The following is a 13,926-nucleotide window of genomic DNA, read 5'->3' on the forward strand; positions in this document are numbered from 1 at the left end:
CCGGCGGCGATTTGCGACTGGGGTGGCGGTGGCATCAGGCGAGCGCGGTGACCAGCAGGGTGAAGGCGGCGATGATGACGGCGACGCGGAGGTAGTGGTAGCGGTTCCACTTCTGCAGCTGCTGCTTCCAGTCGGCGGGCCGGTTCTCGGGGGTCCAGGTCTTGTTCCGGTTGTTGATCGGGACGAGCAGCAGGATCGACATGACCACGCTGACGATCAGCAGGCCGGCGGCGGTGACGACGAGTCCGGCGCCGTGGTGCTGCCACCGGGCCGCGGCCCAGACGGCACTGAGCAGGACCGAGCCGATGTACCAGAACGGCATCAGGGCGCCGAGCATCCGGCCGCCGTGGGCGTGGCCGAGCTGGCCGGCGTCCCCGGGAAGTGCGTCCAGAATCCGGCTCATGATGAAGGCGACGGAGAACTCCACCCCCACCATCAGCCCGACGATGACGACAGTGGCGACCGCGAGTGCGTTGAGCATGACCGACCCTCCGAAATCTAGCGCTGCTAGCTGACGAAGCAACGCTAGCAATGCCACTGCTCGATTGTCTAGCAGTGCTAGGATCAGGTCATGTCGACGCAGGAACGCAAGCAGCGCGAGCAGGCGGTCCGCGAGCGCCTCATCGTGGCGACCGCCCGCGAGCTCGCCGAGCAGCAGGGCTGGGACGCGGTCACCACCCGCCGGCTCGCCGAGCGCATCGAATACAGCCAGCCCGTGCTGTACAGCCACTTCCGCGGCAAACGGGAGATCATCGGCGCGGTCGCCCTGCAAGGCGCCACCGAGATGGCCGCGGCGATGCGGGCCGCGACCTCCGCCGAGGACGACCCGCGCGCCCGGGTCACCGCCCTGGCCCGCGCCTACCTCGACTTCGCCGCGCACCATCACGCGGTCTACGACGCCCTGTTCCAGCTCGACGGCGGTCTGACGTACGCGCAGGAGGACACCCCCGAGCCGCTGAAGGACGCCTTCGCCGCGCTGATGGAGAGCCTGAGCGAGGTCGCCGGGGACGGCGTCGACCCGGGGCTGTTCACCGAGGTGTTCTGGGCCTCCCTGCACGGCCTGGCGACCCTGACCCGCGCGGGCCGCCTGCTACCCGAGCACGCCGAGGTGAGGGTGCGGCTGCTGGTGGACCGGCTCGCCATCGCCTGACACACCGTCCGCGTCGGCACGCGGCAACAGCCGACGACCGCAAACCGGCGGGTCGCGGCCCGATGATCGTGGCGAACACCACAGCTGGACCTGGTTCACGGCCCGGCGGGCGGGGTACCGACCGCTCCGTGACCTTCATCGTCCCCGCCGGCAGCGTCCTGGCAACGACCGCGGCTGAAGTCCTGGCCCGCCACGAGGCAGCGCCGGGCGGCCTCTGCAACAGCTGCGGCTGGCCGGCGCCGTGCGTTACCGCGGAACACGCCCGCCTTGTCGTGTCCGCCACCGCCAGGACCGCCGGACCCGAACACCGGCTGCCCGCCGCGGCATAGTCGCACGGCGGCCAGGCCCGCTCCGGGGCGATCGCCAGGATCCCCGGCCGGGCACACCGCATTCTCCTCGGTGCGTGGCCTTTGTTCAGCCGATCGCGAGCTGGGTGGGGGTGCCGCGCCGCCAGACCGTGCGCAGGTTCAGCGTGTCACCGATCCGGGTGGTGGGGTCGCCGTCGACGAGGAGCAGGTCCGCGCGCAGGCCGGCGGCGATGCGGCCGCGGTCGTCGAGTCCGAAGCGGCGGGCGGGTGTGGATGTCGCCGCGCGGAGCGCTTCGATCGGCGTGAGGCCGGCCTGGACCAGGTACTGCAGCTCGTGGTGGACGCTGGCGCCGTGCGCCACTCCGGCCATGAAGGGCAGCGGGAACGGGGCGGCGTCGGTGCCGACGAGGATGTCGACGCCGGCGTCGTGCAGCGCCTTGACCGAGTGCAGCACGTCCTCCAGTTTGCCCTGCGGGAACCGGTTGTAGCTGCCGCGGAGCAGGTCCGTCCAGGTCTCGCCGAGGCGGGCGGCGGCGCGGGGATCGCCGGCCAGCGCTGATGCGGTGACGCCCATCATGGACGCGTCCAGCACGACGCACGGGACGACGAACACGCCGGCGACGGCGATCCGTTCGACGATGTCGTCGGTGTGCGGCCGGTCCATGAACAGGTGGGCGAGGCCGTGGATGCCGGCGTCGACCGCCATCCGGGTCGCGTCGACCGTGAGCGTGTGGGCGAGGGTGAGCATGCCGTGCCGGCGCGCCTCGGCCACGCCGGCGTCGAGGGTCGCCTGGTCCAGCATCGGCAGTCCGGGGTGGCCTTCCACGGAGCCGTCGTCGACCATGAACTTGAGGTAGTCCGAGCCGGCCGCGATCAGCTGAGGAATGAAGCGGACCGCTTCCTCCGGCGTGGTGGCGAACGGCATCAGCGGCATCGGTCCGTCGTGTCCACCGTGCTGGTCGTCGCTGCCCGGCCTGGGGTCGAATTCGAAGTCGTCCGGGAACAGTTCGCTGGGGTGACCGCCGGGCGGGGTGATGCCGAAGCCCGCGGAGCGCACGTCCGCGAGAGCGTCGTTGCCGGTGATGTGTGACCGGTTGGGCCGCGTGTTCATGCCCTGCATCTCGAGCTCGGTCGTGACGCCGAACCGCAGCGCCAGCGCGAGAGCGTCGTCGGAGCTGTGGGTGTGCGCGTCGATCAGGCCCGGCAGCAGCGTCGCCCCGGCCGCGTCGATGATCTCCGCCGCGGCCGGCGGTTCCCCGCCGACCGCGGCGATCCGGCTGCCGTCGATGACGACCGTTGCCGATTCGAGCACCTTCTCCCCGTCGAACACCCGTGCGTTCGTGATGGCGGTGACCATGCCGTACCTCGTCTCCTGGACTGTTCCAACGTGCTGCACCGAAGATTAATGCGATCGCGCAACTATGTGCAACAGTGCACGTATGTGCTCACCGGCACTGCCTCGCGTAGGCTATGCCCGTGACCAGGAAGAGCGCGCTCGAACAGCGAGAACAGGACCTGCTGGATGCGGTGGGCGGGGCATTCGCCAGGATGCGGCGACGCACCATGCAGGCCCCGGTCGACCCGCCGAGCGGCCGCAAGGACCTCACCCGCAACCTGGTCCTCAACCTCGTCGAGGAAGCGCAGCTCGCCGGCCGGGAGATGACCGTCGGCGGCCTCGCCGACCACCTCATGGTCGACCCGTCCGTGGCCAGCCGCATGGCCAGCGACTGCATCACCCACGGCTACCTCGTCCGCGCGGCCTCACAACGAGACGGCAGACGCACCATCGTGCAGCTGACCGACGAGGGCAACGCGCTGCTCGACCACTTCCGCCACCAGCACCGGCAGGCGTTCGAGTACATCACCCGAGACTGGCCGAAAGCCGAACAGCTGGAGTTCGCCCGTCTGCTCATCAAGTACGCCGAAGCGACGTCCCGCCTCCCCATCCCGCCCGGCAGCGACGAACCCAGCCACTCCGACGAAGGCGCCCGCACGAAGCGCACGGCGGCGAGGACCGACCCCGCCGACCGATGACGCGGCGAGCCAGAAAGACCGTCCCGGTCACTCCGCGCCGATGGCCACCGCCGCGGCGGCGCCCACGGCCACGACCGCGAAGACCGACGCCCACCCCAGCATCCCCGGCAGCGTCGCCAGCTCCATCCCCATGGGCGGACAGTATTGCGTGCGGTCAACGCGGGCAGGCGGCGAGGCGAAGGGCCGCCTCGGCCACCGACTGCTGAAGCTGGTCGGGCGGTGGCAGCGCCGGCAGGTCGCGGCGCATGCCGATGACGCTCTCCACCATGCCGAAGACCAGGTCGCCGGTCACGTCCACCGTGGAGGTGCCCGCGACGGCGGCGACCAGGCGGCGGTACGCGGCCCTGAGCTGCTCGCGTTCGGCGCGGAACCGGGTGAACGGCTCGGTCGCGATCTCCGGCAGGGCATACAGGATGCCGACGTTCCATCGCGCGCCGAGCAGGATCCCGACGTCGTACCGGACGAGCGCCCGCAGGGCGTCGGCGGGGCTCAGCGCCTGCTGGGCGAGCTGCTCGGCGTAGGTGAGCGACGGGCGGACGGTCGATTCGAGCAGCTCGGCGAGGATCTGTTCCTTGGTGCTGAAGTGGTAGTACAGCGACGCCTGCCGCACCCCGACCATCTCGGCGATCATGCGGGTCGAGGTGGCGGCGTACCCACGTTCGGAGAAGAGCTCGGCCGCGGCGTCGAGGATCTCCTCGCGGGCGGTGCCGGCCGGCAGGCGCCGGGCTCCGGAGCGGGGACGGCCGACGGAAGGTGCGGAGCTCACGCTCGCATCGTCGCACGCAACCGGGGTCCGGGGCGATGTGAGCGGGACGTAACCGCGCCGAGACGTCCGGCAATCGAACGTTTACGACGGAGAAACGCCTGTCGATCTCACGTCGAGAAATCTGTCACTCGACAGGTATTCGGGCGGCGGGACCCCCAGACCCGCTGCCGCCTGCGTCGAGGAGGCGGTCTTGTCCACTACCCCCACCCTGGCGACACCACCGGCGAGCGATCGGGCCGACGCCGCGGATCTCCGTGGTTTCGGCTACCGGCCCGAGCTGCGCCGCAGCATCGGCAGCTACGCGTCGTTCGCCGCCGGGTTCTCGTTCGTCTCGATCCTCACGACGGTCTTCCAGCTCTTCGCCTTCGGGTTCTCCTTCGGCGGGCCGGCCTTCTTCTGGACCTGGCCGCTGGTCTTCGCCGGCCAGTTCATGGTCGCGCTCAACTTCGCCGAGCTCGCCGCCCGCTATCCGCTCTCCGGCTGCATCTACCAGTGGTCGCGGCGGCTGTCGAACGCCACGGTCGGCTGGTTCGCCGGATGGGTCATGATCGTCGCGCAGATCGTGACGGTCGCCGCAGCCGCGATCGCCCTGCAGGTCGTGCTCCCCCAGATCTGGTCCGGATTCCAGCTCGTCGGCGGCGACCCCGCGCTCACCTCGACCAGCGGCGCCACCAACGCCGTCGTCCTCGGCTCGATCCTGATCGCGTTGACCACGCTGGTGAACGTCATCGGCGTGCGGCTCATGGCGATCGTCAACAGCGCCGGCGTGACCCTGGAGATCATCGGCGTGGCCGCCGTCGTGATCCTGCTGCTGTTCAACATCGAGCGCGGGCCGGGCGTGGTCTTCGACACCGGCGGGATGGGCAGCGGCCTGTCCTACGTCGGGCCGTTCCTGGTGTCGGCGCTGATGGCGGCGTACGTGGTGGTCGGCTTCGACAGTGCCGGCGAGCTCAGCGAGGAGACCCGCGACCCGCGGCACATCGCGCCACGCACGATCCTGCGGGCGCTCGCCGCCTCCGGCATCGGCGGTGGCCTGATGCTGCTCGTCGCGCTCATGTCCGCGCCGAGCCTGACCGACGGCCGGCTGGCCACCGAGGGCCTGCCGTACGTGCTGACGAGCCGCCTCGGTGAGACCGGCGGACGGATCCTGCTGATCGACGTGGCGATCGCGGTCGCGGTCTGCACCCTCGCGATCCAGACCGCCGGCAGCCGGATGATCTTCTCGATGGCGCGTGACGGCGTCCTGCCGTTCTCCGGCGCGCTCAGCAAGGTCAACCCGCGCACCGGGACCCCGGCGTGGCCGGCGATCGTCGTCGGTGTCGGCGCGGCCGCGGTCCTGCTGGTCAACATCGGCCAGGCCGCCCTGTTCACCGCCCTGACCAGCGTCTGCATCGTCATGCTGTACATCGCCTACGCCCTGGTGACGATCCCGCTGCTGATCCGGCGCAGCAAGGGCTGGCCGGCCAGCGAGGAGGCCGCCGCCACGGAGCGCGGCGGCAAGCTGTTCTCCCTCGGGAAGTTCGGCATCGTCGTCAACGCCCTCGCCGTCGTGTACGGCATCGGCATGATCCTCAACCTCGGCTGGCCCCGGCAGGAGGTGTACGACCCTGCGGGCGCCCACTGGTACCTGCACTACTTCCCGCTGCTGTTCGTCGGCGCCGCCCTGCTCGCCGGTGCCGCCGCGTTCCTGCGCCATCGCGCCCGGGCCGGCGCCCTGAGCCCGCAGCCGGCGTTCCCCGCGCCGCTCGCCGCGGGAGAGACCGCATGAGCACCGCGACCACTGCCGGCGCGCGGGCCCACGCCCGCGCGCAGGGCGGCACCGTCGTGGAGTGCATGCCCACCGTCCCGGCCGGTGAGGGCCTCAGCTGGGACGAGACCGTCCCGGGTGGTGGCTACGCCAGCAAGCGGCTCGCCCGCGGCACCACGCTGCGGCTGACCGACCTGCACGGCGACGCCTGCGTGTCGGTGCTGCTGTTCAACGCCGACGAGCCGTGGGAGCGCCTCAACGTCGCCGACACGGTCAAGGTCCTGTGGCAGGCGTACGTCGGCGAAGGGCACCTGCTGCTGTCCGACCAGGGGCGGGTCCTGGCCTCGGTGACGGCCGGCGCCCCGGACCGTTCGGACACCTTCTGCGGCACCTCGACGCTCGCGAGCAACACCGGCAGGTACGGCGGCGGCGCGCCGCACACCGCGACACCGGCCGGGCGGGAGCTGTTCGTCCTGGCCGCCGCCAAGCACGGCCTGACCCGCCGGGACCTGCCGCCGAGCATCTCGTTCTTCCAGGGGGTGCGCGTCGGCGACGACGGCGCGTTCACCTGGCTCGGGTCGGCCGGGCCCGGGGCGACGGTCGAGCTGCGGGCGGAGCTGCCGCTGATCGTGCTGCTGGCCAACGTGCCGCACCCGCTCGACCCACGGGAGGCGTACACCTGCACGCCCGTCCGCGTGCAGGCCCGGCCCGGCGCACCCACCGCGCCCACGGACGCGCTGTGGTCGCGGTCGCCGGAGGGCGAGCGCGCGCTGCTCAACACCGCGGACTACCTGACCGCCCGGGGGATCGCATGACCGTCACCGCGGCACCGGCGCCGGCCGCCGGCCGGATCGTGCTGGACGAGACCGTCGCGGCGCGCGCGCCCTGGTCGGCGGTCGTGCGCCGCGGCCAGGTCCTGACCATCGTGGACCTGCACGGCAACCAGGCCGTCGACTGCCTGCTCTACAACGCCGGCGACACGGCCGAACGCTATTCGGCGCCGGACACGATCGCCGCGCAGGGCGGCATCTTCCTGACCACCGGGAGCGTGCTGCGCTCCAACGAGGGCCGGGCGCTGATGACCGTCGTCGGCGACGAGGTCGGCCGGCACGACACCGTCGGCGGCGCCTGCAGCCGGGAGTCGAACACCCTGCGCTACGGGCAGCACACCAAGCACCAGCACGCCTGCGTGGAGAACTTCCTCATCGAGGGCGCCCGGTGGGGGCTCGGCAAGCGGGACCTGGTCAGCAACATCAACTGGTACATGAACGTGCCGGTCGACCCGGACGGCAGTCTCGGCATCGTCGACGGCATCTCCGCGCCCGGCCTGCGGGTCGCGGTGCGCGCCGAGATGGACGTGCTGGTGCTGGTGTCGAACTGCCCGCAGATCAACAACCCGTGCAACGGCTTCGACCCGACGCCGGTCCGCATGATCGTCACCGAGGAGTAGCCGACGTGTTCGACACGCTTCTGGTCGCCAACCGCGGCGAGATCGCCTGCCGCATCATCCGCACCGCCGCCCGGCTCGGCCTCAAGACGGTCGCGGTCTTCTCCGACCCGGACCGCGGCGCTCCACATGTACGGCTGGCCGACCAGGCGGTGCGGCTCGGCCCGGCCCCGGCCCGGCAGAGCTACCTGCTGGTGGACCGCGTGCTCGACGCGGCGCTGTCCAGCGGCGCCGGTGCGGTGCACCCCGGCTACGGGTTCCTCTCCGAGGACGCGGCCTTCGCCACCGCCGTGGAGGCCGCCGGGCTCGCCTTCGTCGGGCCGACACCCGCCCAGCTCACCGCGTTCGGCGCCAAGCACACCGCACGCGAGCTGGCCGGCGCGGCCGGCGTACCGATGATCGAGGGCACCGGCCTGCTGAGCGGTCTCGACGAGGCCCTCGCCGCCGCCGACCGGATCGGCTACCCGGTGATGGTCAAGGCGACCGGCGGCGGTGGCGGCATCGGCATGCAGGCGTGCCACACGCCGGCCGAGCTCACCGCCGCATTCGACCGGGTGGAACGCCTCGCCCTGGCCAGCTTCGGCAGCGGCGGCGTCTTCCTGGAACGCTTCGTGCAGCGCGCCCGCCACGTCGAGGTGCAGGTCTTCGGCGACGGCCGCGGCCGCGTCGTCGCGCTCGGCGACCGCGACTGCAGCCTGCAACGCCGCAACCAGAAGGTGATCGAGGAGGCGCCGGCGCCCGGCCTGTCCGGCGCGGTCCGCGAGCGGCTGCACACCTCGGCGGCGGCGCTGTGCGCGTCGGTGAGCTACCGGTCGGCGGGCACCGTCGAGTTCGTCTACGACGCCGAACGCGAACAGGCGTCCTTCCTCGAGGTCAACGCGCGCCTGCAGGTCGAGCACCCGGTCACCGAGGAGGTCCTCGGCGTCGACCTGGTCGAGTGGATGCTGCGCCTGGCCCAGGGCGACGACGACGTCCTGGACACCCCGCGCCGGGACGGTGCCGGCGCCGCCGTCGAGGCCCGCGTCTACGCCGAGGACCCCACGCGGGAGCACCAGCCCAGCGCCGGCCTCGTCACCGACGTCGCGTTCCCGGCGGGCGTGCGGGTCGACGGCTGGGTCGAGGCCGGCACCGAGGTGAGCACGGCGTACGACCCGATGCTTGCCAAGGTCATCGTGACCGGGGCGACCCGCGACGAGGCGTTCGCCAACCTCCGCGACGCCCTGGCCGCCACCCGCGTCGACGGCATCGAGACGAACCTCGGCCTGCTGCGGGCGGCGGCCGGCAACGGCGACGTGCTCGCCGCCCGGCACTCGACCGCGACCCTCGCCGGCGTGCACGACACGGAGCCGCGCATCGTCGTGGAACGGGCCGGCACGCTGACGGCCGTGCAGGACTGGCCCGGGCGCACCGGGCTGTGGGAGGTCGGCGTGCCACCGTCGGGGCCGATGGACGACCTGTCGTTCCGGCTCGGCAACACGGCACTCGGCAACCCCGAGGGCGCCCCCGGGCTGGAGTGCACCGTCGACGGGCCTGCGCTGCGGTGCACCGCCGACACCACGATCTGCGTCACCGGCGCCGCGATGCCCGTCACCGTCGACGGCGTCCCGGTGCCCCGGTGGGAGCCGGTACGGGTACCCGCCGGCTCGGTCCTCGACGTGGGCCGGGCGACCGAGGGCGGGCTGCGGGCCTACGTGCTGTTCGCCGGCGGGCTCGCCGTCCCGCGGTACCTGGGCAGCGCGGCGACGTTCACGCTCGGGCAGTTCGGCGGGCACGGCGGCCGGACCCTGCGCCTCGGCGACGTCCTGCGCACCGCACCGCCGGTCGGCGGGACCGCGACCGCCGTCCCGGTGGCGCAGCGACCGGTGATCCGCCGCGACTGGCAGATCAAGGTGACCGAAGGGCCGCACGCGGCCCCCGAGTTCTTCACCCGCGAGGACATCGACGCGTTCTACGCCGCGCAGTGGCAGGTGCACTTCAACTCCGCGCGCACCGGCGTCCGGCTGGTCGGCCCGAAGCCGCGGTGGGCGCGCACCGACGGCGGCGAGGCGGGGCTGCACCCGTCGAACATCCACGACACCCCGTACTCGGTCGGCGCCGTCGACTTCACCGGCGACGTGCCGATCCTGCTCGGCCCGGACGGCCCCAGCCTCGGCGGGTTCGTCTGCCCGGCCACCGTCGTCACCGCCGAGCGGTGGAAGCTCGGCCAGCTCGCCCCCGGCGACACCGTGCGGTTCGTGCCCGTGTCCGACCTCGACTTCACACCGCTGGTGCGACCCGTCGACGACGGCATCCTGGCCCGCGACGACGACGTCACCTATCGGCGGTCCGGCGACGACAACCTGCTCATCGAGTACGGCCCGATGACCCTCGACCTCGGCCTGCGGCTACGCGCCCACGCCCTGATGGACCGGCTGCGCGCCGAGGGTCTCGACGGCGTCGTCGACCTCACCTCCGGCATCCGCTCGCTGCAGGTCCACGCCGACCCCGCCCGGCTGCCGGTGCGCAGGCTCCTCGGCCTGGTCCGCGCGCTGCAGGCCGACCTGCCCGCCACCCGCGACCTGGCCGTGCCCAGCCGGACCGTGCACCTGCCGCTGTCCTGGGACGACCCGGCCACCCGCGAGGCCATCGCCCGCTACATCAACGGTGTCCGCGACGACGCCCCGTGGTGCCCGTGGAACATCGAGTTCATCCGCCGGGTCAACGGCCTGGCGTCCGTCGACGACGTCCACCGCACCGTCTACGACGCCAGCTACCTCGTCCTCGGCCTCGGCGACGTGTACCTCGGCGCACCGGTCGCGACCCCGCTCGACCCGCGGCACCGGCTCGTCACCACGAAGTACAACCCGGCCCGGACCTGGACCCCGGAGAACGCCGTCGGCATCGGCGGCGCCTACCTGTGCATCTACGGCATGGAAGGCCCGGGCGGCTACCAGTTCGTCGGCCGTACCGTGCAGGTCTGGTCCCGCTGGCGACGGGAGGCCGGCGACCCTTGGCTGCTGCGCCACTTCGACCGCATCCAGTGGTACCCGGTCGGCGCCGAGGAACTGCTCGACCTGCGCGCCGACGTCGCCGCCGGGCGGCACCGGCTGCGCATCGACGACGGCACCTTCCGTCTCGCCGAGCACGAGGCGTTCCTGGCCGACAACGCCGCCTCGATCGCCGCCTTCCGGGCGACGCAGGCCGCCGCGTTCAGTGCCGAACGCGACGCGTGGGCGGCGGCGGGCGAGTTCGACCCCCGCCCCGAACCGCCGGCGCCGCCCGCCGCCGGCGCGGTGTCCGTGCCCGACGGCGGCGCGCTCGTGGAAGCGCCGTTCGTCGCCAGCGTGTGGCGCGTCGACGTGCGCCCCGGCGACCGGGTCACCGCCGGGCAGTCGCTGCTCGCCCTGGAAGCGATGAAACTGGAGAGCGTCGTCACCGCGCCGCGGGACGGCACCGTCACCGACATCCTCGTCACCCCCGGAGCCCAGGTCGCTCCGGGCAGCCCACTGGTGGTGCTCGCATGAACCCGACCGACCGCGTCCGCGCCGCCTACGCCCGCCTCGCCCTCGGCGAACGCCCCGAAGCGTGGATCACGCTGCGCCCCGAACGCGACGTGCTCGCCGACGCCGCTGTCGTGGAAGCCCGGCTCGCCGCCGGCGAGCACCTGCCGCTGGCCGGGCGCCTCGTCGCGGTCAAGGACAACGTCGACGTCGCGGGCCTGCCGACCACGGCGGGCTGCCCGGCCTACGCCTACCAGCCCGAATGCAGCGCCCCTGCCGTGCAGCGCCTCGTCGACGCCGGTGCGCTGATCCTCGGCAAGACCAACCTCGACCAGTTCGCCACCGGCCTGGTCGGCACCCGCAGCCCGTACGGCGCGGTCCGCGACGTCCGCGACCCGGCCCGCGTCTCCGGCGGGTCGAGCTCCGGCTCCGCCGTGGCCGTCGCGCTCGGCATCGCCGACCTGGCCGTCGGCACCGACACCGCCGGCTCCGGCCGCGTGCCCGCCGCGTTCCAGGGCATCGTCGGCGTCAAGCCGACACCGGGACTCGTCCCCACCGACGGGGTCGTGCCGGCCTGCCGCAGCTTCGACTGCGTCACCGTCTTCGCCCGTACCGTCGCCGAGGGAACGCACGCCATCGCCCTCATGAGCGACCCGGTCCTCCCCGCGGACGCACCGCTCGCGGCGCCGCCGCACCCGATCGTCGCCGTGCCGGACCGCGACGACCTGACCGGCCTGTCACCGGAGTGGCTCGACGCGTTCGAACAGGCCACCAAAACCCTGGAGACCCACGGCGCCCGGCTGCGGCCGATCCGGCTCGCGCCGTTCCTCGCCGCTGCGAAACTGCTCTACAACGGCGGGTTCGTCGCCGAACGGTACGCCGCCGTCGGCGCCTTCATCGACGGGCACCCCGACGACATCGACCCGACCGTCCGGGCCATCATCGGCGCCGCCCGCGACATCCCCGCCCACGTCCTCGTCGCCGACACCGAACGGCTCGCACACCTGCGCCGCGAGGCGATGACCGTTTGGGGCGACGCGGACGCGCTCCTGCTGCCGACCAGCCCTATCCACCCGACGATCGCCGAGGTCACCGCCGACCCGATCGGAGTCAACGCCACCGTCGGCACCTACACCAACTTCTGCAACCTGTTCGGCCTCAGCGCCGTCGCCGTGCCCGCCGGCGAGGCCGGCGGCACCAACTTCGGCGTCCAGGTCGTCGCCCGCGGCTTCGCCGACGCCGTCGCCGCTGACATCGCCGCGCTGCTGGCCGGCGAGGCTCCGACGGGCGCGCACCGACGGGGGCTGCCGATGATGGTGGTCGGCGCGCACCTGACCGGGCAGCCGCTCAACCACCAGCTCACCGAGGCGGGTGGCCGCCTGCTCCGCCAGGTCCGCACCGCACCGCGGTACCGGCTGCACTGCCTGACCACCGAACCGCCGAAACCGGGCCTGGTCCGCGTCCCCGACGGCGGCGCCGCCGTCGAAGGCGAACTCTGGGAACTGCCGCCCGCCGCGGTCGGCCCGTTCCTGGCCGCGCTGCCCTCCCCCATGGCGCTGGGGAAGGTACACCTCGACGACGGCTCGACCGTCACCGGTTTCCTGTGCGAAGCCGTCGCCGTCGCCGACGCCCCCGACATCACCGCCCACGGCGGCTGGCGCGCCTACCGGGCGTCCCTACGATGAACACGCCTCACCGGTCTGTTGGAAACGTGTCGCGTGTCGTGGTGCGGGTGCGGATACTGCGTCGGTGACCGGCTCCGCATCACCTCAGCCGCTCCGGCCTCGCGCGCTGAAAGCCGGCGACCTCGTCGTCATCGCTTCGCTGTCCGGGCCGCTGCCCGCGGCGTACGAGCGCAACGTCGCGCAGGCGGAGGTCGTGCTCGAGCGGATGGGGTTCCGCGTGCGCCGGGCCCCGCTGCTGGAAGCAGGGCGGCACCGGTGGTGGAGCGCGGCGCCGCCGGCGGAGATCGCCGCGGAGCTCAACGGCCTTCTCCGTGATCCTGAGGTGCGTGCGATCATCGCGAGTGACGGCGGCCAGACGGCGTTCGGCTACCTCGACCTGATCGACATCGAGGCGATCGGGGCCGATCCGAAGCCGATCCTCGGCTACAGCGACATCTCGTTGCTGCATCTGGTGCTGTACGCGCGCACGGGCCTGGTCGGGTTCCATGCCGACATGGCCGTGCCCGGCTTGGGCGGCAACTGGCAGACGGCGCCGGCGACGCGCCGGGCGGAGCTCGAGCAGCTGTACTCGAGGTTGCTGACCGACACCGCGGCGATCGGTCCGCTGCCTGCGAGTTCGTCGTGGGAGTGCTGGCGCGCCGGGCGTGTCGAAGGCCCGCTGATCGGTGGGGTGATCAACCGCATCGCGCTGGCACAGGCGACGCGCTTCGCGGTGCCGCTCGACCGGTTCGACGGTGCCGTGCTGTTCTGGGAGGAGATGGGCGGCCAGGCGTCGTACGTGTGGAGCTACCTGCAGGTGATGCGGCACGGCGGCATCCTCGATCGGATCTCCGGCATGGTCGTGGGCGTTCCGCGCGAGATCGCCGGACTCGACTCGCCCGACGCGTCCCCGACACTGTCCGAGATCGTCCTCGACGTGCTCGGCGACCGTGACATCCCGGTGCTCGGCAACGTCGAGTTCGGACACGCCGGCCCGAACCTGCCGATGCCGGTCGGCATCCGCGTCGCTCTCGATGCGCGGCAGCGGACACTGTCGCTGCTCGAGCCGGCGGTACGCGGCTGAGCGCACGGCCCGGTCCCCAGAGCCAGGCCCAGATCGACTCGGAGGTGTCCCGCACCCAGCAGGCCATCGCCGGCGCCGGCGGCGGCACCCCGAAGCTCTTCCGGCCGCCGTACGGCGAGACCAACGCCACCGTGCAGTCGGTCCTGTCGCGCTACGGCCTGACCCAGATCATCTGGGACGTCGACTCGCAGGACTGGAACAACGCCAGCGTCGACGCGATCGTCCAGGCCGCCGGGCGGCTCACCAA

At 72.7% G+C, this 13,926-nt stretch carries 12 protein-coding genes; 9 read left to right on the forward strand and 3 right to left on the reverse strand.

Annotation, left to right across the window (positions count from 1 at the left end):
• Positions 1-34: 34 nt before the first annotated feature.
• Positions 35-481: a DUF1772 domain-containing protein gene (locus AB0I21_RS48300; protein WP_360571363.1), complete on the reverse strand. Its 447-nt coding sequence runs from the start codon at positions 479-481 to the stop codon at positions 35-37.
• 90 nt (positions 482-571) lie between these two features.
• Here AB0I21_RS48300 and AB0I21_RS48305 point away from each other — a divergent pair, with 90 nt between their 5' ends.
• Entirely contained in the window at positions 572-1,150 is a 579-nt protein-coding gene (locus AB0I21_RS48305) for a TetR/AcrR family transcriptional regulator (protein WP_360571365.1), read from the forward strand.
• A 414-nt stretch (positions 1,151-1,564) separates the two neighbouring features.
• On the opposite strand, the gene AB0I21_RS48310 is transcribed toward AB0I21_RS48305, so the two are convergent.
• Entirely contained in the window at positions 1,565-2,815 is a 1,251-nt protein-coding gene (locus AB0I21_RS48310) for an amidohydrolase family protein (RefSeq protein ID WP_360571367.1), read from the reverse strand.
• A gap of 119 nt (positions 2,816-2,934) precedes the next feature.
• Here AB0I21_RS48310 and AB0I21_RS48315 point away from each other — a divergent pair, with 119 nt between their 5' ends.
• A complete protein-coding gene (locus AB0I21_RS48315; protein ID WP_360571369.1) occupies positions 2,935-3,492 on the forward strand; it encodes a MarR family winged helix-turn-helix transcriptional regulator in 558 nt (185 codons plus the stop codon).
• Between the two features lie 154 nt (positions 3,493-3,646).
• Here the strand turns inward: AB0I21_RS48315 and AB0I21_RS48320 are convergent, their stop codons facing one another.
• Positions 3,647-4,258, reverse strand: coding sequence for a helix-turn-helix domain-containing protein (locus tag AB0I21_RS48320; RefSeq protein WP_360571371.1), 612 nt, complete (start codon positions 4,256-4,258; stop codon positions 3,647-3,649).
• Between the two features lie 190 nt (positions 4,259-4,448).
• On the opposite strand from AB0I21_RS48320, the gene AB0I21_RS48325 reads away from it, so the two are divergent.
• From AB0I21_RS48325 to AB0I21_RS48355, 7 genes are all read left to right on the forward strand, one after another.
• Positions 4,449-6,026, forward strand: a complete 1,578-nt coding sequence (locus AB0I21_RS48325; RefSeq protein ID WP_360571373.1) for an amino acid permease — start codon at positions 4,449-4,451, stop codon at positions 6,024-6,026.
• Entirely contained in the window at positions 6,023-6,820 is a 798-nt protein-coding gene (locus AB0I21_RS48330) for an urea amidolyase associated protein UAAP1 (RefSeq protein WP_360571375.1), read from the forward strand. The genes AB0I21_RS48325 and AB0I21_RS48330 overlap by 4 nt, the downstream gene beginning before the upstream one ends.
• Positions 6,817-7,455 (forward strand): urea amidolyase associated protein UAAP2, encoded by a 639-nt coding sequence (locus AB0I21_RS48335; RefSeq protein ID WP_344513820.1) that lies wholly within the window; start codon positions 6,817-6,819, stop codon positions 7,453-7,455. The genes AB0I21_RS48330 and AB0I21_RS48335 overlap by 4 nt, the downstream gene beginning before the upstream one ends.
• Before the next feature lie 5 nt (positions 7,456-7,460).
• The gene (locus tag AB0I21_RS48340) at positions 7,461-10,955 is read left to right on the forward strand and encodes a 5-oxoprolinase/urea amidolyase family protein (protein WP_360571377.1); all 3,495 of its coding nucleotides are present in this window, start codon (positions 7,461-7,463) and stop codon (positions 10,953-10,955) included.
• On the forward strand, positions 10,952-12,616 hold the full coding sequence (atzF, locus tag AB0I21_RS48345; RefSeq protein WP_360571379.1) for an allophanate hydrolase: 1,665 nt from the start codon (positions 10,952-10,954) through the stop codon (positions 12,614-12,616). Before AB0I21_RS48340 ends, atzF begins: the two co-directional genes overlap by 4 nt.
• A 64-nt stretch (positions 12,617-12,680) precedes the next feature.
• Positions 12,681-13,679, forward strand: a complete 999-nt coding sequence (locus AB0I21_RS48350) for an LD-carboxypeptidase (protein WP_360571381.1) — start codon at positions 12,681-12,683, stop codon at positions 13,677-13,679.
• Between the two features lie 44 nt (positions 13,680-13,723).
• Positions 13,724-13,926, forward strand: a 203-nt coding sequence (locus tag AB0I21_RS48355; RefSeq protein WP_360571383.1) for a polysaccharide deacetylase family protein, incomplete at its 3' end; no start/stop codon positions are given.

The organism is Dactylosporangium sp. NPDC050588 (assembly GCF_040654975.1).
Taxonomy (GTDB): domain Bacteria; phylum Actinomycetota; class Actinomycetes; order Mycobacteriales; family Micromonosporaceae; genus Dactylosporangium; species Dactylosporangium maewongense.

Bases quoted from the DNA above. Each gene is read 5' to 3' on its own strand.
- AB0I21_RS48330 (WP_360571375.1), top strand. From the start codon at position 6,023: ATGAGCACCGCGACCACTGCCGGCGCGCGGGCCCACGCCCGCGCGCAG.
- AB0I21_RS48300 (WP_360571363.1), bottom strand. From the start codon at position 481: ATGCTCAACGCACTCGCGGTCGCCACTGTCGTCATCGTCGGGCTGATG.
- AB0I21_RS48335 (WP_344513820.1), top strand. From the start codon at position 6,817: ATGACCGTCACCGCGGCACCGGCGCCGGCCGCCGGCCGGATCGTGCTG.
- atzF (WP_360571379.1), top strand. From the start codon at position 10,952: ATGAACCCGACCGACCGCGTCCGCGCCGCCTACGCCCGCCTCGCCCTC.
- AB0I21_RS48310 (WP_360571367.1), bottom strand. From the start codon at position 2,815: ATGGTCACCGCCATCACGAACGCACGGGTGTTCGACGGGGAGAAGGTG.
- AB0I21_RS48305 (WP_360571365.1), top strand. From the start codon at position 572: ATGTCGACGCAGGAACGCAAGCAGCGCGAGCAGGCGGTCCGCGAGCGC.